17 protein-coding genes are annotated in these 15,012 nt (G+C 39.9%); 7 read left to right on the top strand and 10 right to left on the bottom strand.

Annotation, left to right across the window (positions count from 1 at the left end):
* Together HPE63_RS08695 and HPE63_RS08690 are read right to left on the bottom strand one after the other, a co-directional pair.
* Positions 1-1,401 (bottom strand): CotH kinase family protein, encoded by a 1,401-nt coding sequence (locus tag HPE63_RS08695; RefSeq protein ID WP_188313883.1) that lies wholly within the window; start codon positions 1,399-1,401, stop codon positions 1-3.
* A gap of 64 nt (positions 1,402-1,465) precedes the next feature.
* Positions 1,466-2,704, bottom strand: coding sequence for an ABC transporter permease (locus HPE63_RS08690; RefSeq protein ID WP_188313882.1), 1,239 nt, complete (start codon positions 2,702-2,704; stop codon positions 1,466-1,468).
* 3 nt (positions 2,705-2,707) lie between these two features.
* Here HPE63_RS08690 and HPE63_RS08685 point away from each other — a divergent pair, with 3 nt between their 5' ends.
* Positions 2,708-3,946 carry an exo-beta-N-acetylmuramidase NamZ family protein gene (locus HPE63_RS08685; protein WP_188313881.1) on the top strand — a complete coding sequence of 413 codons (1,239 nt, stop codon included), beginning with the start codon at positions 2,708-2,710 and terminating at the stop codon, positions 3,944-3,946.
* A gap of 12 nt (positions 3,947-3,958) precedes the next feature.
* Here the strand turns inward: HPE63_RS08685 and HPE63_RS08680 are convergent, their stop codons facing one another.
* Positions 3,959-4,453 carry a YkgJ family cysteine cluster protein gene (locus HPE63_RS08680; RefSeq protein WP_188313880.1) on the bottom strand — a complete coding sequence of 165 codons (495 nt, stop codon included), beginning with the start codon at positions 4,451-4,453 and terminating at the stop codon, positions 3,959-3,961.
* The gene (locus HPE63_RS08675; RefSeq protein ID WP_188313879.1) at positions 4,446-4,967 is read right to left on the bottom strand and encodes a DUF2059 domain-containing protein; all 522 of its coding nucleotides are present in this window, start codon (positions 4,965-4,967) and stop codon (positions 4,446-4,448) included. The genes HPE63_RS08680 and HPE63_RS08675 overlap by 8 nt, the downstream gene beginning before the upstream one ends.
* A gap of 57 nt (positions 4,968-5,024) precedes the next feature.
* Between HPE63_RS08675 and HPE63_RS08670 the strand changes: the two genes are divergently transcribed.
* Both HPE63_RS08670 and HPE63_RS08665 read left to right on the top strand, forming a co-directional pair.
* The gene (locus HPE63_RS08670; protein ID WP_188313878.1) at positions 5,025-5,714 is read left to right on the top strand and encodes a class I SAM-dependent methyltransferase; all 690 of its coding nucleotides are present in this window, start codon (positions 5,025-5,027) and stop codon (positions 5,712-5,714) included.
* Between the two features lie 96 nt (positions 5,715-5,810).
* On the top strand, positions 5,811-6,635 hold the full coding sequence (locus HPE63_RS08665; protein WP_188313877.1) for a hypothetical protein: 825 nt from the start codon (positions 5,811-5,813) through the stop codon (positions 6,633-6,635).
* Positions 6,636-6,753: 118 nt separating this feature from the next.
* On the opposite strand, the gene HPE63_RS08660 is transcribed toward HPE63_RS08665, so the two are convergent.
* A complete protein-coding gene (locus tag HPE63_RS08660; protein WP_188313876.1) occupies positions 6,754-7,386 on the bottom strand; it encodes a 7-carboxy-7-deazaguanine synthase QueE in 633 nt (210 codons plus the stop codon).
* A gap of 74 nt (positions 7,387-7,460) precedes the next feature.
* Between HPE63_RS08660 and HPE63_RS08655 the strand changes: the two genes are divergently transcribed.
* Genes HPE63_RS08655 through HPE63_RS08640 form a run of 4 tightly spaced genes read left to right on the top strand, consistent with a single transcriptional unit; the run spans position 7,461 to position 10,881 of the window.
* Entirely contained in the window at positions 7,461-8,966 is a 1,506-nt protein-coding gene (locus HPE63_RS08655; protein ID WP_188313875.1) for a helicase HerA-like domain-containing protein, read from the top strand.
* Between the two features lie 6 nt (positions 8,967-8,972).
* Positions 8,973-9,527 carry a hypothetical protein gene (locus HPE63_RS08650; protein ID WP_188313874.1) on the top strand — a complete coding sequence of 185 codons (555 nt, stop codon included), beginning with the start codon at positions 8,973-8,975 and terminating at the stop codon, positions 9,525-9,527.
* A gap of 60 nt (positions 9,528-9,587) precedes the next feature.
* Entirely contained in the window at positions 9,588-10,427 is an 840-nt protein-coding gene (locus HPE63_RS08645) for an alpha/beta fold hydrolase (protein WP_188313873.1), read from the top strand.
* A gap of 31 nt (positions 10,428-10,458) precedes the next feature.
* Positions 10,459-10,881, top strand: coding sequence for a VOC family protein (locus tag HPE63_RS08640; RefSeq protein WP_188313872.1), 423 nt, complete (start codon positions 10,459-10,461; stop codon positions 10,879-10,881).
* Between the two features lie 68 nt (positions 10,882-10,949).
* On the opposite strand, the gene HPE63_RS08635 is transcribed toward HPE63_RS08640, so the two are convergent.
* The 5 genes from HPE63_RS08635 to HPE63_RS08615 all read right to left on the bottom strand — a co-directional run bounded on the left by HPE63_RS08635 (position 10,950) and on the right by HPE63_RS08615 (position 14,968).
* On the bottom strand, positions 10,950-11,135 hold the full coding sequence (locus HPE63_RS08635; protein WP_188313871.1) for a hypothetical protein: 186 nt from the start codon (positions 11,133-11,135) through the stop codon (positions 10,950-10,952).
* Positions 11,136-11,144: 9 nt separating this feature from the next.
* Positions 11,145-12,002, bottom strand: a complete 858-nt coding sequence (locus tag HPE63_RS08630; protein WP_188313870.1) for an alpha/beta hydrolase — start codon at positions 12,000-12,002, stop codon at positions 11,145-11,147.
* Between the two features lie 107 nt (positions 12,003-12,109).
* Positions 12,110-12,433, bottom strand: a complete 324-nt coding sequence (locus HPE63_RS08625) for a hypothetical protein (protein ID WP_188314334.1) — start codon at positions 12,431-12,433, stop codon at positions 12,110-12,112.
* A 51-nt stretch (positions 12,434-12,484) separates the two neighbouring features.
* Positions 12,485-14,179, bottom strand: a complete 1,695-nt coding sequence (locus HPE63_RS08620) for a DUF2207 domain-containing protein (RefSeq protein ID WP_188313869.1) — start codon at positions 14,177-14,179, stop codon at positions 12,485-12,487.
* A gap of 237 nt (positions 14,180-14,416) precedes the next feature.
* Entirely contained in the window at positions 14,417-14,968 is a 552-nt protein-coding gene (locus tag HPE63_RS08615) for a LemA family protein (RefSeq protein ID WP_223198099.1), read from the bottom strand.
* Between the last annotated feature and the right edge of the window lie 44 nt (positions 14,969-15,012).

Here is a 15,012-nt window from a genome sequence, read left to right as displayed (position 1 = left end):
TTACAGATCGCCGATAGCCTGATCTAACCAATCCAAGCGATTGCTTATCCAGCTTTTCATATAGCCCATTTCATCGGCATGACTTTCACCTATGTAGTTATTGGGCCAAATATACATTCCGAAAATAGCCCAGGTCTCAAAATTGGTTTCCAAAGCTCCGGCTTTGTCCAAAGTATTTATATACCCGTCAAGTTTGGATTGAATGGACCCCTCAGCAAAAACCCCACCACGAAGTTCCGACCAACGGGTCTTTACTTTTGCCAAAAAGGATGGGTCTTGTAATAACCTATCCCACCAAAAGGGGACCAACCAATAATCTTCCGAACAGCGTTCATTAAAACGATATGCCCATACATCATAGGCTCCACCCCCGCAATAATCGGCATTGCCAAAGGCAAGGTTGAAATCCCAGATAGGTCCCATTTTGAGTTTTTCATTTTTGTCCTTGTACATAAAAGTACTTAGGCGATACCCATCCACATTATTGGAAAGCTCGTTCAATAAGAAAAAATCGACAAAACTATCCGCATCGATATACGCGTTATAACCCATATCCGGATCCATAAAATCGTCGCTGGCCAGCGCATTCTCAAATTGGGTCACATAATCAGATATATACGTTCGTTGTTCCGATGTGATATCTTCTGCTTTTGGATATTCATATTGAAATGCTATTGTCTGGGTCGTCGAGGCATTATTCGGAAGGTATGGGGAGGTAAAAGAATTCAGTTCGTTCAATTCCCCACCTAAAGTTCCTGTGGTTTTATCAATTTTTAATATATATCCCCCGGTAAGGTCTTCCCCTGTATTTTCATCGGTCTTTAATTTATTGATATCGACCCGGAAAGCATTCCGCTTTATTTTTTCCATCAAAACATAAACGCCTTTATAACTGCCGTTTAAATCCAATTCGACAAATTCTGTGCGACTAGCGTACCCCCCCAAATCCCTTGCAAGGTCAAAAATCAATTTGTTCCGCACCAAAGTCTTATCGCTGTATGGCGCGTAAAGAATCCAATCTTCTTCCTCGGGAAATCCAAGAAATGGTAGATCGATATCCTCGTTGTTTTCATCCCTTGTTTCAAAACCATATGATTTTTTGGGAAACATCTGGGAGGAAGACCCACGAATCTCGATTCCGATATTGTTCACAAACGTTATTTCACCTTTTTCGGATACGGTCACTTCCGCATCGATTTTCGGTTCATCAGGAATAGTTGCCCCATTGGTATTGATATTAACCAACGGTATTTTATCCGCATCGGCAATAGTTATCCCTTCTTTTTCAATTTCTTTTTCTATACTTGTCCCATCTTTACTGCAGGCAGTCGTTAGGAATAAAAGAAGTAAAAACGCCCTTAGGGAGCATTTGGAATAAAAATGCCGTAATGTTAATTTCATGAAGGAATATTTTCAGCTAAGATATCGTTTCTCTGCCAATAACCTTACATTTGAATCATAGTCATTATTCAAATTTTATGGCCTTTACAGGGCTAATCCTTGTTATGATATAAGAGGGCACCAACAGCATCAACAAGCATAGGATCAATACTCCAAGATTAAGCAATATCACAGTGACCATATCAAGGTGTACCGGTATATATTCCATATAATATTCTTGGGGATTTGGAAATTTAAGGAGACGGTATTTCCCTTGTACCCAGACAAATCCAAGTCCCAATAAATTTCCCCAAAAAAGACCAATGGCGATCAAATATGCGGCATTATATAGGAATATCTTTCGAATACTCCAATTCACAGTACCCAAAGCTTTTAAAATTCCGATCATCTGGGTGCGTTCAAGGATCAATACCAAAAGGGCAGTGATCATATTAATGCCCCCCACAATGATCATAATGCCAATAATCAATGCGATATTAAAGTCGAACAATCCGATCCATTCAAAAATCTTGTAATACTTATCGGTAATCGTTTGTGTATCCAAAGTCGATAGAATAGTGCCATAAATCTCCCGGTTCTTTTGTTCCAAATCTTCAAAACCATTGAGAAAAACCTCAAAGTTACCCACTTGGTTTTCCTCCCATTTGTTCATACGTTGAATATGGCGAATATCGACAAATACGTACATGCCGTCAATTTCCTCAAAGCCACTATCATAAATACCCAATACTTGAAATCTTCTCTGATTTGGTTTTAAGGGATCTTCCTCTTTCGGGAAGAAAGCCGAAAAAGAATCACCAACCTTCAATTGCAACCTGTTGGCCATTAATTTTGACAGTAGTACATCGGTATTCAAATCATTTGAATAATCAGGCAATGACCCTTCCGCTAAATATTCCTTGAAAACTTCCCAATTATAATCGGCACCTACCCCTTTTGCTATAAAACCTTCAAAGGTATCCTCAGTGCGTATTATGCCCCCTTTGGTGGCCACGGCCTGTATATGTACAATACCATGCACAGCGGTGAAATTGGGATAAAAATCCTGTTCCTTTGAAACCGGTACCACAGAAACATCGGAGGTATTATTATCGTAATTGTAAATCTGTATATGGCCATTGAAGGCAGCTACTTTTTCCCGAATCTTGTGCTTTAGACCAACCCCCGTGGCAATGGCGATCAACATCATAAAAACACTAATGGCTATGGCCGTGATAGCTATTTTTATTATCGGTGCAGATATACTAATTTTATGCGCCGATCCCTTAATGAGTCTTTTGGCTATAAAATATTCTAAATTCAAATTATGGCATTTTTATCCAGTTTCAAAAGTACAGTTTTCTTATGGGTTTTAATTGTGTCATCTTGTGGAAACACTGAAAAACAGACTAAAAACAATCAGGACTCGAAAAGCGACAATGCCGAACAGGTGGAAAAAAAGCCGATTGTTGTTGGTGCTAACAGTACTGAAGCCTATCTAGAATTGTTAAAGGGAAAGAAAGTTGGGGTGGTTGCGAACCAGACCAGTGTGATCTTCAAAAAAAATGGCTATACCCACCTAGTGGATTCGCTATTAAGCCTGAATATCGACATTAAAAAAGTATTTGCACCAGAGCATGGATTTCGGGGGCAGGCTGATGCCGGCGAAAAGGTTCAAGACGGCATAGACACCAAAACGGGATTGCCCTTGATTTCGCTTTATGGCAAAAACCGAAAACCTTCAAAGGAGCAACTCCAAGATCTAGATGTGGTCCTCTTCGATATTCAGGATGTAGGCGTTCGTTTTTATACCTATATCGCTACGCTGCAATTGGTCATGGAGGCCTGTGCGGAATACGACATTCCTATTGTGGTATTGGACCGACCTAATCCGAATGCCCATTATGTCGACGGTCCTACTATGGAAAAAGAACATACGGGTTTCCTCGGTATGACCACTATACCTTTGGTCTATGGTATGACCATAGGGGAATATGCCATCATGATCAATGAAGAAGGCTGGTTGGCAAATAAGGCAAAGGTTGATTTGACTTTTATACCCTTGGAAAATTACAGTCATGATTCGGAATATAGTCTGCCTGTTCGACCGTCACCCAATTTACCCAACGATATCGCCATCAATCTCTATCCCAGTCTGGGATTGTTCGAGGGCACCCATATAAATGCGGGTAGGGGTACCGAATTTCAGTTTCAACGGTATGGTGCATCTTTCCTTGATAGCACCCAATACAGTTTCAAATACTGGCCGAGACCCAATTTCGGTTCAAAAAGCCCAAAGGAAAATGGAAAGGTTTGTTATGGCAAGGATCTTACTAAAATTCCTAGAATGAACGAGGTTTCCTTAAAGTGGATTATCGATGCTTATAAAAATGCAACCGATAAGAATAAGGTTTTCATAACCAGTGGTTTTACCAAACACGCCGGAACTTCAAAATTACAGCAACAAATTGAAGCCGGACTCTCCGAATCGGAAATCAAGGCCACCTGGAAAGATGATTTGGATAAGTTTAAGGTTATTAGGGCAAAGTATTTAATATACGACTAGGGCTATTAACCCTTAATGTTTTATCCTTTTTTTCATTTCCTCGACAATATTGAAAGCTGCAGGACAAATGGCCACGTTTTTGAGGGTGAGATTACTTATTTTATGGAATTTTTTGCGGTCGGTATGCGGAAATTCGCGGCATGCCTTAGGTCTGACCTCATAAATAGTGCATAGATTGTCCGCTCCTAAAAAAGTACAGGGAAGCTGCTGCAACACATAGTCATTTTCTTCATCTACCTCTAAAAATTCTGAAATGAATTTTTGCGGCTTCAATCGGAAATGTTTCGAAATGCGTTCAATATCAGTATTGGTAAAAAGAGGTCCTGTGGTCTTGCAACAATTGGCACAGTTTAGGCAGTCCGTTCGTTGAAATTCGGCCGTATGCAACTCCTGCATTAGATAATCTAAATTCTTTGGGGGCCTCTTTCTTAATCTGGTAAAAAACTTTTTGTTGTCCTTCAATTTTTCGGACGCCTTTTTTGGGAGCTGTCGTATCACCTCATCCATTTTGCAAAAGTCGTAATGAAGTTTCATACAATTGGCGACTCCAACTTTCTGACACCTTTGATATTTCCGATATAAGCACTTCTTTCTTGCTTATAATCTTTTGGCCCACGACCGAATTATAAAAAGTATTCAATTCCTCTTTGTGGATATCTGTCATTTTCGAGCGGTCCGTTATCAACAAAACACCTGCTTCGGTTTTGTAAAAAGCCCCCATTTGTTTGATTTCTTCATGGGTGAAATTTTCCTGATATATAGGAACCATTAAACTTTTCATCTCTTCCAAGGCCTTACCCCTATTCTCTTCTAAATAGGTCCAACCCTGTTTATTGTCCTCGCTCTTGGGATAATTCCCCTCCATCATTATCATCAACTGATCATAAGCATATTCATATTGCCGCATTGTGCCATTATGCTCTAGATAATCCTTGATATCCTTGGAAAAGTTCGATTCTTGTGCCATGCAGACCAAAGGGGTCAAAAGAAAACAATAAAGAAATAGTTTGATTTGCTTCATATTCGGTTTTATAAAACGGACTAAAAGTCCCACTTTTGTTCGCAAAGTACGAATTCTATGGAAATGGATGTTTTCGGTAAGGCATTGCTGGATTACCTAAATGGCAAATACACGGAGGATATCATTACGTTTTCATCCTTGGATGAAGAAGACATAATTCCTATTCCCTACCTTTTTAGGTCCTATGAAGAAATGCCCGCTCTTGAACAAAATGCCCTAAACTTATGTCGGGGAGCCGTTTTGGATATTGGATGTGGGGCGGGAAGCCACAGTCTATACCTCCAAGAGAAAGGATTTCAGGTCACCGCATTGGATCATTCCAGTGGAGCCATTGAAACCTGTATTCGACGGGGCATAGAGTCTACTATTAATAGTTCGATACTTGATTTCACCCGACCAAAGTTCGATACACTGCTCCTATTGATGAATGGCATCGGAATCGTTGGCAAACTTTCCGATTTAAAGTCCTATTTGATACATTTTAAATCCCTATTACGTTCAAATGGGCAAATTTTATTGGATTCCAGTGATATCATCTATATGTTCGATCCCGATGAAGCGTTTACCGCATACTATGGTGAAGTAGAATTTACGATGCATTATAAAGGCTTGGCCAGTTCATCTTTTCCATGGTTGTATTTGGATTATAATATCCTTCAGAATGTGGCTTTCGAATGTGGTTTACGTTGTGAACTTGTAAGTGAGGGCGAACATTACGACTATTTAGCCAGATTAACACGTATTTGATACCAACGGCATTATTTTTGCGTTATCTTTTTAAACGAAAAATGTCTATATTTTCAATCTGTAAAAATAATAGACGATATCATTTTAAAAAAAGCTATGAAAAATCGACTTTTGGCAGTATTGGTCCTGTTTTTAGCATTTAACCTAAGTTGTTCTAAAGACTCGAGCGATACGACAGAACCAATCACAGTAAATCATTCTGCCAACTATAAAGCTTCTGGCGAATCTGCCAACGATATTCTATCGGATACCACCTTTGACAAATTACTCATTGAAATTGCCTATGTCACCGGTTATAGACCAACCTCGTTGGCAATGACCGATTTTGTCACCTTTTTGGAACAACATATATACAAGGACGATATTGAAATCATATACAACGAATTACCTTCTCCCAATGAGGAAAAATTGACCTTGGAAGAAGTTGACGACTTGGAAAAAAAGAACAGAACGGCCTTCAATGATGGTAAAACTTTGGCCATTTATATTTATTTCGCCGATGCCCCTTCTGATGGGGATGTTGAAGAGGAAGACCTAGTTACCTTAGGGGCGGTCTACTGGAATACATCGATGGTAATCTATGAAGATACAATAAGGAAGTTGGCAAGCAAAAGCATCTATGTTGGTGTCGAAGATATTGAGACTGCGACCTTGAACCATGAATTTGGCCATTTAATGGGACTCGTCAACCTTGGTTCGGCGCCCGTAAATGAGCATGAGGGCACTACAACAGACGATGATAACAACCAAATAGGTGATAATCACTGTACTGTTGAAGGCTGTCTTATGCGGGCAGAATTACAGTTTGGCTCGGGTATGAAAAAATTGTTGGAGCAAAGAACCTCAAAAGGATTAGCCAGCATTCCAGGACTAGGTTCTGAATGTCTTTTGGACCTTCAAGCTAATGGCGCTAGACCCTAGCCTTAGAAGGTGCATTGAAAAAATTACGGATACCTTGCCGGCATGGTCTCACCCATGTGGGGATGTGGGGATTGTCGATGCAAGGTAAACCTTGGTTCATCGTACTTAGTAATTCGAACTAAGGAATATTCAAGTACTTATGGGTCTGTAATGATACCTTCCACTTGGGGTTTGCCATCACATAATCAACGATTAGGGGAATAATCTTCTCCCGTACACTCCATTCTGGTTGTAAATATAAAATGCAGTCTTTGTTAACTTGTTCGGCCTGTTCCTCCGCAAAAAGAAAATCATGTTTATTATAGACAATTACCTTCAATTCATGGGCTTGCCTATAAACCTCAGCGGTGGGGAGTTTGTTTTTCTTGGGTGAAAGGCATATCCAATCCCAAGTCCCACTTAGTTCATATGCACCGGATGTTTCGATATGGGTTTGTAAATTTTTATTTTTAAGCGCCTTGGTCAACGGTCCCATATCCCAGGTGAGGGGCTCACCCCCAGTAACAACGATCGTATCGGAAAACGTCGCTGCTTTTTCCACAATGCTTTCAATAGCTGTCGGTGGATGTGTATCCGCGTTCCAACTTTCCTTAACATCACACCAATGGCAACCTACATCACAACCCCCAACCCTAATAAAATAAGCGGCCGTACCTTTGTGGTATCCTTCGCCCTGGATGGTATAAAACTCTTCCATAAGCGGAAGCATCAGGCCTTTATTGACCAATTCCAAAACCTTCATATTCATCATTTGGCAAAGATAGTACTAACTTATCGTTTTATTGTTGCCTAAAAATGCCCTATTTTTATCGAAAATTAGACCTCATGAGTTCCAAAGAAAAATTCTTTGCACATATCGAAAAAGGGTATACCACGAAAGGCGATTCCATAACTATGGGTGCAGCCATGCTCGATGGCGAGGCTGTCACCAATGCCCTAGTAAAAATACCTCTTAAAACCTTGAACCGCCATGGACTGATCGCAGGAGCTACCGGGACGGGAAAAACCAAAACGCTTCAGGTCCTTGCCGAGAATTTATCTGATAAAGGAATACCGGTCTTGTTAATGGATTTAAAAGGAGACCTTAGTGGCCTGGCCCAACCTAGCCCTGGACATCCTAAAATCGATGAACGACACGCCAAAATAGGGATACCCTTCGAAGCGAAAAATTTTCCGGTGGAAATCCTTTCCCTTTCAGAACAGGATGGGGTTAAATTACGTGCAACGGTTTCAGAATTCGGGCCAATACTCCTTTCAAGAATATTGGATCTTTCGGAAACCCAGGAAGGCATAGTCGCTGTGGTATTCAAATACTGTGATGACAATAAACTGCCACTTCTGGATCTGAAGGATTTCAAGAAAGTGCTTCAGTATGCCACTGGTGCGGGCAAGAAGGAATTCACAAAGGATTACGGACGTATTTCCACGAGTTCTACAGGTACCATTCTAAGAAAGATCATTGAATTAGAACAACAGGGTGCCGATTTGTTTTTTGGGGAAAAATCCTTTGAAGTTGATGATTTGACCCGTATTGATGAAAATGGAAGGGGCTATATTAACATCATACGATTGACGGACATCCAAGATCGACCTAAATTATTTTCGACGTTTATGTTGAGCTTGTTGGCAGAAGTATATGCCACGTTCCCGGAACAAGGGGATAGCGACAAGCCTGAACTAATATTGTTTATAGATGAAGCCCATTTGATCTTTAAGGAAGCTTCAAAGGCTTTATTGGATCAGATTGAAAGTATTGTTAAATTAATCCGTTCAAAAGGAATCGGCCTTTATTTTGTAACCCAAAACCCAACTGACGTACCCAATGAGGTCTTGGCACAATTGGGGCTAAAAGTCCAGCATGCCTTACGTGCCTTTACAGCCAGAGATCGAAAGGCCATAAAACTAACGGCGGAAAACTACCCTATCTCGGATTACTATGACACAAAGGAAGTCTTGACTTCCCTTGGAATCGGGGAAGCCTTGATTTCGGCCTTGGATGAAAAAGGACGGCCAACACCCTTGGCCGCCACTTTATTACGTGCCCCTATGAGCCGAATGGATATTCTGACCGATAGCGAATTGAATTCGGTAATCAAGAATTCGAAATTGGTCGGGAAATATAACCAAGAAATAGATCGGGAAAGTGCTTATGAAATACTGAACGAAAAGATCGAAAAGGCAGAAAAGGAAGCGGAAAAAGAAAAAACAAGCTCTGCGGGTAGACGAACATCGACCCGAAGAAGTACAAGACAGAATCCGGTTATCAAAGTATTGACGAGCGCCACCTTTATTCGTGGTGTTCTAGGGGTTTTAAAAAAGGTAATGCGCTAATTGAACATGAAGAAAATTATTATAGTCATAGGCATCTGTTGCATGGCCTTATTGACACAGTGCGAAAAAGAAAAAGACACCAAATTCCTAATAACCAATAACAGTGTAGGCCAACTTGAAAAAATTAGTTTGATCAGGGATTTGGATGTTATATTTTATCAGGATTCCATAGTTAAGGATACCATGAAATTAACATCCGGCTTGGGCGCCAGAAGTATTAAAATATACGAAAAGGGAGGAAATCACCTCTTGACCTTGACTCCCAGTTCGGATAGTATTCCTAAAATCCAGAATGTTAGGATTAACGATCCAAGATTCAAAACTGAACAAGGCATTGGCCTACAAAGTACATTCAAAGACATCAAGGAAAAGTATACGATTCAAAAGATCGTAACGTCTATCAACAATATCGTAATTTTCGTCAAGGATAGTGATATCTATTTTACCATCGACAAAAGTCAACTGCCCGAAAGCCTTCGCTATGTCTCAAGTCCTAATATAGATGCGGTTCAGGTACCGGATAACGCGAAAATAAAGTATTTGATGGTGGGTTGGGAATAAGCTTTTGCCATCCCCGACCTTATCTATTACCCAAATCCGATTCAATAGCCAATATACATAATGCAAAAAGCACTCAATAAATTCATTCCCCTTGCTTATGGGGCTTATTTCAACTCATTGTCACTTTTTTCCCAACAAGAAGCGGCAAAGAAAGCTTTTCAATTATTCTGTACCCCGAGAAAAGGAAAAGTACTTTCGGCCCAATCAGCGTATCTCGACGATGCAAGACATCAACGTTTACAGGCAATGAATATTGAATTACAGACCTATCAATGGAAAGGGGATAAAGATACCGTGCTTTTATTACATGGATGGGAAAGCAACTCTTTTCGTTGGAGAAAATTAATAGCGTTCCTAAAAGATGAAAACTATAATATCATCGCTTTTGATGCCCCGGCCCATGGGAATTCAACTGGGAGCATCTTCAATGTTGCCCTTTATACGGAATGTACCAAGGTTATTGTGGATGCCTACAAACCAAAAATAATAATTGGTCATTCGGTAGGCGGTATGAATACGTTGTACCATCAGGAAAAATATCCTGATTCTGAAATTGAAAAAATTGTGACTATAGGTTCGCCATCAAAACTTCAAGACGTAATGCAACAATACCAACAACTCTTAAAATTCAATGATGTTGTTTTCAATGGTTTGGATGATTATATATTGAAAAATTATGGTTTTAGAATCCATGAATTCAATTCGTCGGACTTTAAAGGACATTTAGACAAAAAAGGGCTGATCATACATGATAGGAGGGATACCATTATTCCTTTCAGCGCCTCAGAGCCAGTACATGCCTCCTGGAAAAACAGTGAATTTTATACTACTGAAGGTTATGGGCATTCGATGCATCACGATGAGGTGAATCTTCGCATTTTGGATTTTATAAAATCTTAGAAAAAACCTACATTTAATCAAACTTATATATATGCGAAATGTAACTCCTTTCCACATCGCGATACCTGTTCATAATTTGGACGAATGCCGTAAATTCTATGGTGAGATCCTGAATTGTGAAGAAGGCCGTAGTAGCGACCATTGGGTGGATTTTAATTTATTTGGACACCAATTGGTCATTCATTATAAACCCAAATCCAAAGAAGCACTTCACACCAATCCCGTAGATGGTAAAAATGTTCCTGTACCCCATTATGGTGTAGTCTTACCCTGGGACACGTTTCAAACGTTTTCAGAGGAGTTGAAATCCAAAGGGGTGAAGTTCGTTATTGCCCCGTATATACGTTTTAAGGGGCTGATAGGTGAGCAAGCCACCATGTTCTTTTTAGACCCAGCAGGGAATGCCTTGGAATTCAAGGCTTTTAAAGATATGGGACAATTATTTGCGAAGTAATTGGGGAATCATTAAATGTACTTTACTTTCTAGTATTCATTTCGCAAAACCGGTAAATGTATCTGGTTTTATTCCTTGTTCTTCCATTTTTCCCTAAACCAGATAAATGCCCCATAAAGGGCACCAAAAACAAGTCCTTCAAGAACTTCTCGCATGATAATATCGTTCGAATATTCCTTTTCAAGAATTAATGAGATAATAACATACAATACTATTGCGGCCAATACTTGTACCAATACTCTTTTTTTGTTCATTATCTTCTTTTAATACTGATGAAATGCCTGTGAAACAAATTCCAACACCTTAGGCAAAGATTCCCGCCAGTACGTCCAACTATGACCACCGTCGCGAACCCTGTATTCATGTGGAATCTCTTTCTTTTTCATGGCAATATGTACCAAACTATTACCCTCATACAAAAAATCGTCATCACCACAATCAATATACCATCGAACCGATTTTATATCTTCAACGGGAACGCTCTCGATTAAATTAAGGGTGTTGTGTCGTTCAAAATACTCTTGTATTTCTTTATCCGAATAATTTTGCCCCCCCTTATTGATCTGTGCCTTGAAATCCTCAATAGTCAATGGACCTATATATGCGCTCAGAGGACAGGCCGAAGAAAACAATTCTGGATGATGCAGTGCATACATAAAGGAACCTCCACCGCCCATAGAAAGTCCCGCCACAGCGCGATATCTTTTTTCGCTCTTAATTCGATATTTTTGCTCAACATAGGGCATGAGTTCCTCAAAAAAGAAATCCTCATAACGCCAATCTCCCTGATTAAAATACCCTCTTTGACCGGTCTGGGCATCGGGCATGACAATAACCATGGGAGTTGCAGTACCATCCTTAATGGCATTATCGGTTATTCGAAGTACCTCGCCAAATTGCACCCAACCTGTCTGATCATCCCCTGCCCCATGAAGTAGATACAAAACAGGATAACTTCGCTCTGAGGTTTCATAATCTGGTGGTAGGTACACGGCATATTTGCGTTCACTCTTAAGAATTTTACTGGTCAAGGCCAGATCGTCGTAAACCTTACCGGTTTGTGCATTGGCCGAAACCATTATCGCGAAACAGAATACAAATAAAAGTATAGTTTTCTTCATCTTATTTTGGGTTACTTTTTATTGATGACAAGATAAGAAAAGACCACTGAATTAAGATGCAGGTGAGTGCAAAAGTATTTAACCATTTAGGCACTGGGACTATGAAATTACCCCATCAATTCGATTACTTCAAAATGCCTTTCACGAACAAAAACGTAAACGGACCTTCCACATAACCCTCTGAATTCTGAAGTAATTTTCATGAAAAGACTACCATCTTCCCATGGCACAATCCCTGTAAAATAGGAATAGGTATGGTACACCCAATATTCGTTTTTGAACACCACAGCTTCAGGGTCGGCATACCAACCTTCAAAAATAGGGTTGCCCGATGTAATTGAATCCAAGCTGGAAGACCCTTTTTTTGTAGACTCCTTACAAGCCATAAAAAGAAAAAACAACATGCATAAGGTGGTGAGTTTCTTTTTCATTATTCTTGTTTATATCCAGGCGAAATCACTCTAAAAACCCACTTTTTGGCACTACCAACTTCCGCCACCGCCTCCACCGAATCCGCCCCCGGAAGATCCGCCTCCAGAGGACCCACTGCTCGAGGGGGTGCTCACCATATTCGATTTTGCCATGGTCATTGATCTTGAGAACGATTTTGAAAAACTGTGCATGGTAAGCGTCTTGGAGGATGGGGAGCTATACCATTGTGGGGGTGGTACGTGCAAAGCTTCGAACTTTTTGGCCCATTTATCAAATCTACCGAAGGCAAGGGCATACCCCATAGTATTTTCAAAATAGCTAGAATCATCCTTTAACAACATCTTCAATTTATTTTCCTCTGCCACTTTTATAAATTGCTTGAAACCCTTTAATTCTGAAAGCACCCGGTTACCCCTGGAATTTTTTTTCACCATATAGACATTGAGGATCATCAATAAAATACAGGTAATAAAAAGGGCTATGGCAGCTAAGAGCCCCCAATAAACTAATCCCACAAAGGTCAATACTATGGCTATGAAGACTAAAACGATCCAAGTGATGCCCTGTATTTTTTTTGATTCAGCCACATAATAGGGCTGTGCCTTTTTCTTTAGGGCCCTATTCGCTTCTAACATGGTAGTGTAAAAGGTGTCTTTTAAACTGCTTACCAGTACTTCGGCCCCATCTTTGCCCGGATTACTGCCAAACAACCCATTGAATATCTTTAATTCATAATCCGCCACTTCGTTCGGTAATGGTTTTAAACAAATAAGTTTGGTATCCTTTTTTCCGAACAGACCTTTTTTGGGCACTTCCTCAATCCGTAAATGTCCTTTGGACCCCCAAAAAGGCAACAATGAAATCAAATCCGCATTGTCCGCTTTATCGTCAATGAGAAAACCTGCCATTGCGGGGTCTATATTCTCTGGCGGATAGTAACTCGTAGTGCGCACAACCCGTTCGTCCTTACCAAATTTCCGCCATATCAAAAAGAATGCGATAATCAAAGCCCCAACGAAGAACAACCAACCATACTCATTCCAAAATGGCCATAAAGGTTTTATTTCCTTTATAGCATTGGGAGGAAGATTGATCAATACGGTCACACTTTCCCCTGGACGTGATACGAAATCTTCGATACCCCTACCTTCCAACGATCCTTTGTCAAAGTCAATTTTAAAATCATTGCTCGTGATCCTGGTTCCCGAAAGGCCCGAATAAACAAAACTATTCTCCCTGCCAAGTATTATTTCATCCGGGACGTGTATCTTAAAAGTAATTTGATGAAAATCGGCCTGCCACCCATCGGGTTTTATATTCCAATAAAACCGAATTTGGGAATCTGTAAATAGAAAGGCATTGTAAACACGATAGCTGATTTCATAATGCTGTGGCCCTATAAGGGTTTTATTTTCATCCCCGATTTTAATTTCAATCTGATCACTCAACTTTTGGACAAAGTCAAATGGGGCATCAAATTTATAATTCGGAACCTTTATATCCCTGATTTTTATTCTCCTTTTCTGGGCGTTACCTTCTTCATCTATGAGGTCATAGTTGGTTTGTATGGTGCGGTAAATACCATGCTTGTATGTTTCAAAGTTGACGTCGTAATTTTCAATAACATCAAAATAGCCCTCTTGATGAATGAAGATTTCTACCGAGTAACCATGCACCGTGAAATCCTGTGCAAACCCATTAAAAATGGGAAGCAAAGCGAATAGCACCAAAAAAAACCTTTTCATCGATAAAAGTTCAGTTATATTAATCACCCCTAAGCCAACGACCACCGATTGTTGACCCATTTTTAGCTGCAAGTAGCCCATACTTGTTTTTGGGGTTGGTACGGTCGGAAGATCAAAAGCCATACACCACCTAAAGATGGTCATGTTAAATTACAATAACGTTCTACAAAGTGTTCTATGAATGTACGACCACTTGTCTTCACAAAAAATCCTAATTATTCCTATCCAGATAAGGATCTAAGAAAAATCCACTTTTACATTGGCCCTACTTGCCTCATCAACTTCGAAAAAGTCAAAATGCTGGTATTTGAACATTCCTGCAAAAAGCACTCCTGGAAAACTTTCACCATAGGTATTATTTTCCCTTACGGTTCCGTTGTAATAACGCCTGCTGCGTTCGAGATTCTCTTCAATTACATTCAATTTCTCTTGTAAATCCAAAAAATTTGTGTTGGCCTTTAAATCCGGGTAAGCTTCACCAAGGGCAAAAATACTCCGTAGGCTTTGTTGTAATTGATTCTCCGCCTTGATTTGGGCATTTATGTCCCCTTTAGGTACCTGCATAGCCGCATTTCGGGCATTGGTTACATCTTCCAACGTGGATTTTTCATGCTTTGCATACCCCTTGACGGTTTCCACCAAATTTGGAATCAGATCATATCGCCGTTTCAATGCCACGTCAATATTGCTCCAGGCATCATTTACCGTATTCCTATTTTTTACAAATCGATTGAATATCCCTACAAGTAATAATACAACCAGAATGAGTAAACCGAGTAAAATTATCATAGTTATCATGTTCGTTTTATTTTATTTTTTTTCTATTTCAAAAA

The sequence above is a fragment of the Maribacter arenosus genome, assembly GCF_014610845.1.
In the GTDB taxonomy this organism is placed as follows: domain Bacteria; phylum Bacteroidota; class Bacteroidia; order Flavobacteriales; family Flavobacteriaceae; genus Maribacter_A; species Maribacter_A arenosus.
Note: the sequence above shows the minus strand (reverse complement) of the source record. Positions and strands in the feature narration are given on the sequence as shown.

Coding starts and splice junctions, on each gene's coding strand:
- HPE63_RS08645 (WP_188313873.1), top strand. CDS start 9,588: ATGCAAAAAGCACTCAATAAATTCATTCCCCTTGCTTATGGGGCTTAT.
- HPE63_RS08630 (WP_188313870.1), bottom strand. CDS start 12,002: ATGAAGAAAACTATACTTTTATTTGTATTCTGTTTCGCGATAATGGTT.
- HPE63_RS08615 (WP_223198099.1), bottom strand. CDS start 14,968: ATGATAATTTTACTCGGTTTACTCATTCTGGTTGTATTATTACTTGTA.
- HPE63_RS08685 (WP_188313881.1), top strand. CDS start 2,708: ATGGCATTTTTATCCAGTTTCAAAAGTACAGTTTTCTTATGGGTTTTA.
- HPE63_RS08640 (WP_188313872.1), top strand. CDS start 10,459: ATGCGAAATGTAACTCCTTTCCACATCGCGATACCTGTTCATAATTTG.
- HPE63_RS08675 (WP_188313879.1), bottom strand. CDS start 4,967: ATGAAGCAAATCAAACTATTTCTTTATTGTTTTCTTTTGACCCCTTTG.
- HPE63_RS08660 (WP_188313876.1), bottom strand. CDS start 7,386: ATGATGAATATGAAGGTTTTGGAATTGGTCAATAAAGGCCTGATGCTT.
- HPE63_RS08625 (WP_188314334.1), bottom strand. CDS start 12,433: ATGAAAAAGAAACTCACCACCTTATGCATGTTGTTTTTTCTTTTTATG.
- HPE63_RS08635 (WP_188313871.1), bottom strand. CDS start 11,135: ATGAACAAAAAAAGAGTATTGGTACAAGTATTGGCCGCAATAGTATTG.
- HPE63_RS08665 (WP_188313877.1), top strand. CDS start 5,811: ATGAAAAATCGACTTTTGGCAGTATTGGTCCTGTTTTTAGCATTTAAC.
- HPE63_RS08680 (WP_188313880.1), bottom strand. CDS start 4,453: ATGGATGAGGTGATACGACAGCTCCCAAAAAAGGCGTCCGAAAAATTG.
- HPE63_RS08620 (WP_188313869.1), bottom strand. CDS start 14,179: ATGAAAAGGTTTTTTTTGGTGCTATTCGCTTTGCTTCCCATTTTTAAT.
- HPE63_RS08650 (WP_188313874.1), top strand. CDS start 8,973: ATGAAGAAAATTATTATAGTCATAGGCATCTGTTGCATGGCCTTATTG.
- HPE63_RS08655 (WP_188313875.1), top strand. CDS start 7,461: ATGAGTTCCAAAGAAAAATTCTTTGCACATATCGAAAAAGGGTATACC.
- HPE63_RS08670 (WP_188313878.1), top strand. CDS start 5,025: ATGGAAATGGATGTTTTCGGTAAGGCATTGCTGGATTACCTAAATGGC.
- HPE63_RS08695 (WP_188313883.1), bottom strand. CDS start 1,401: ATGAAATTAACATTACGGCATTTTTATTCCAAATGCTCCCTAAGGGCG.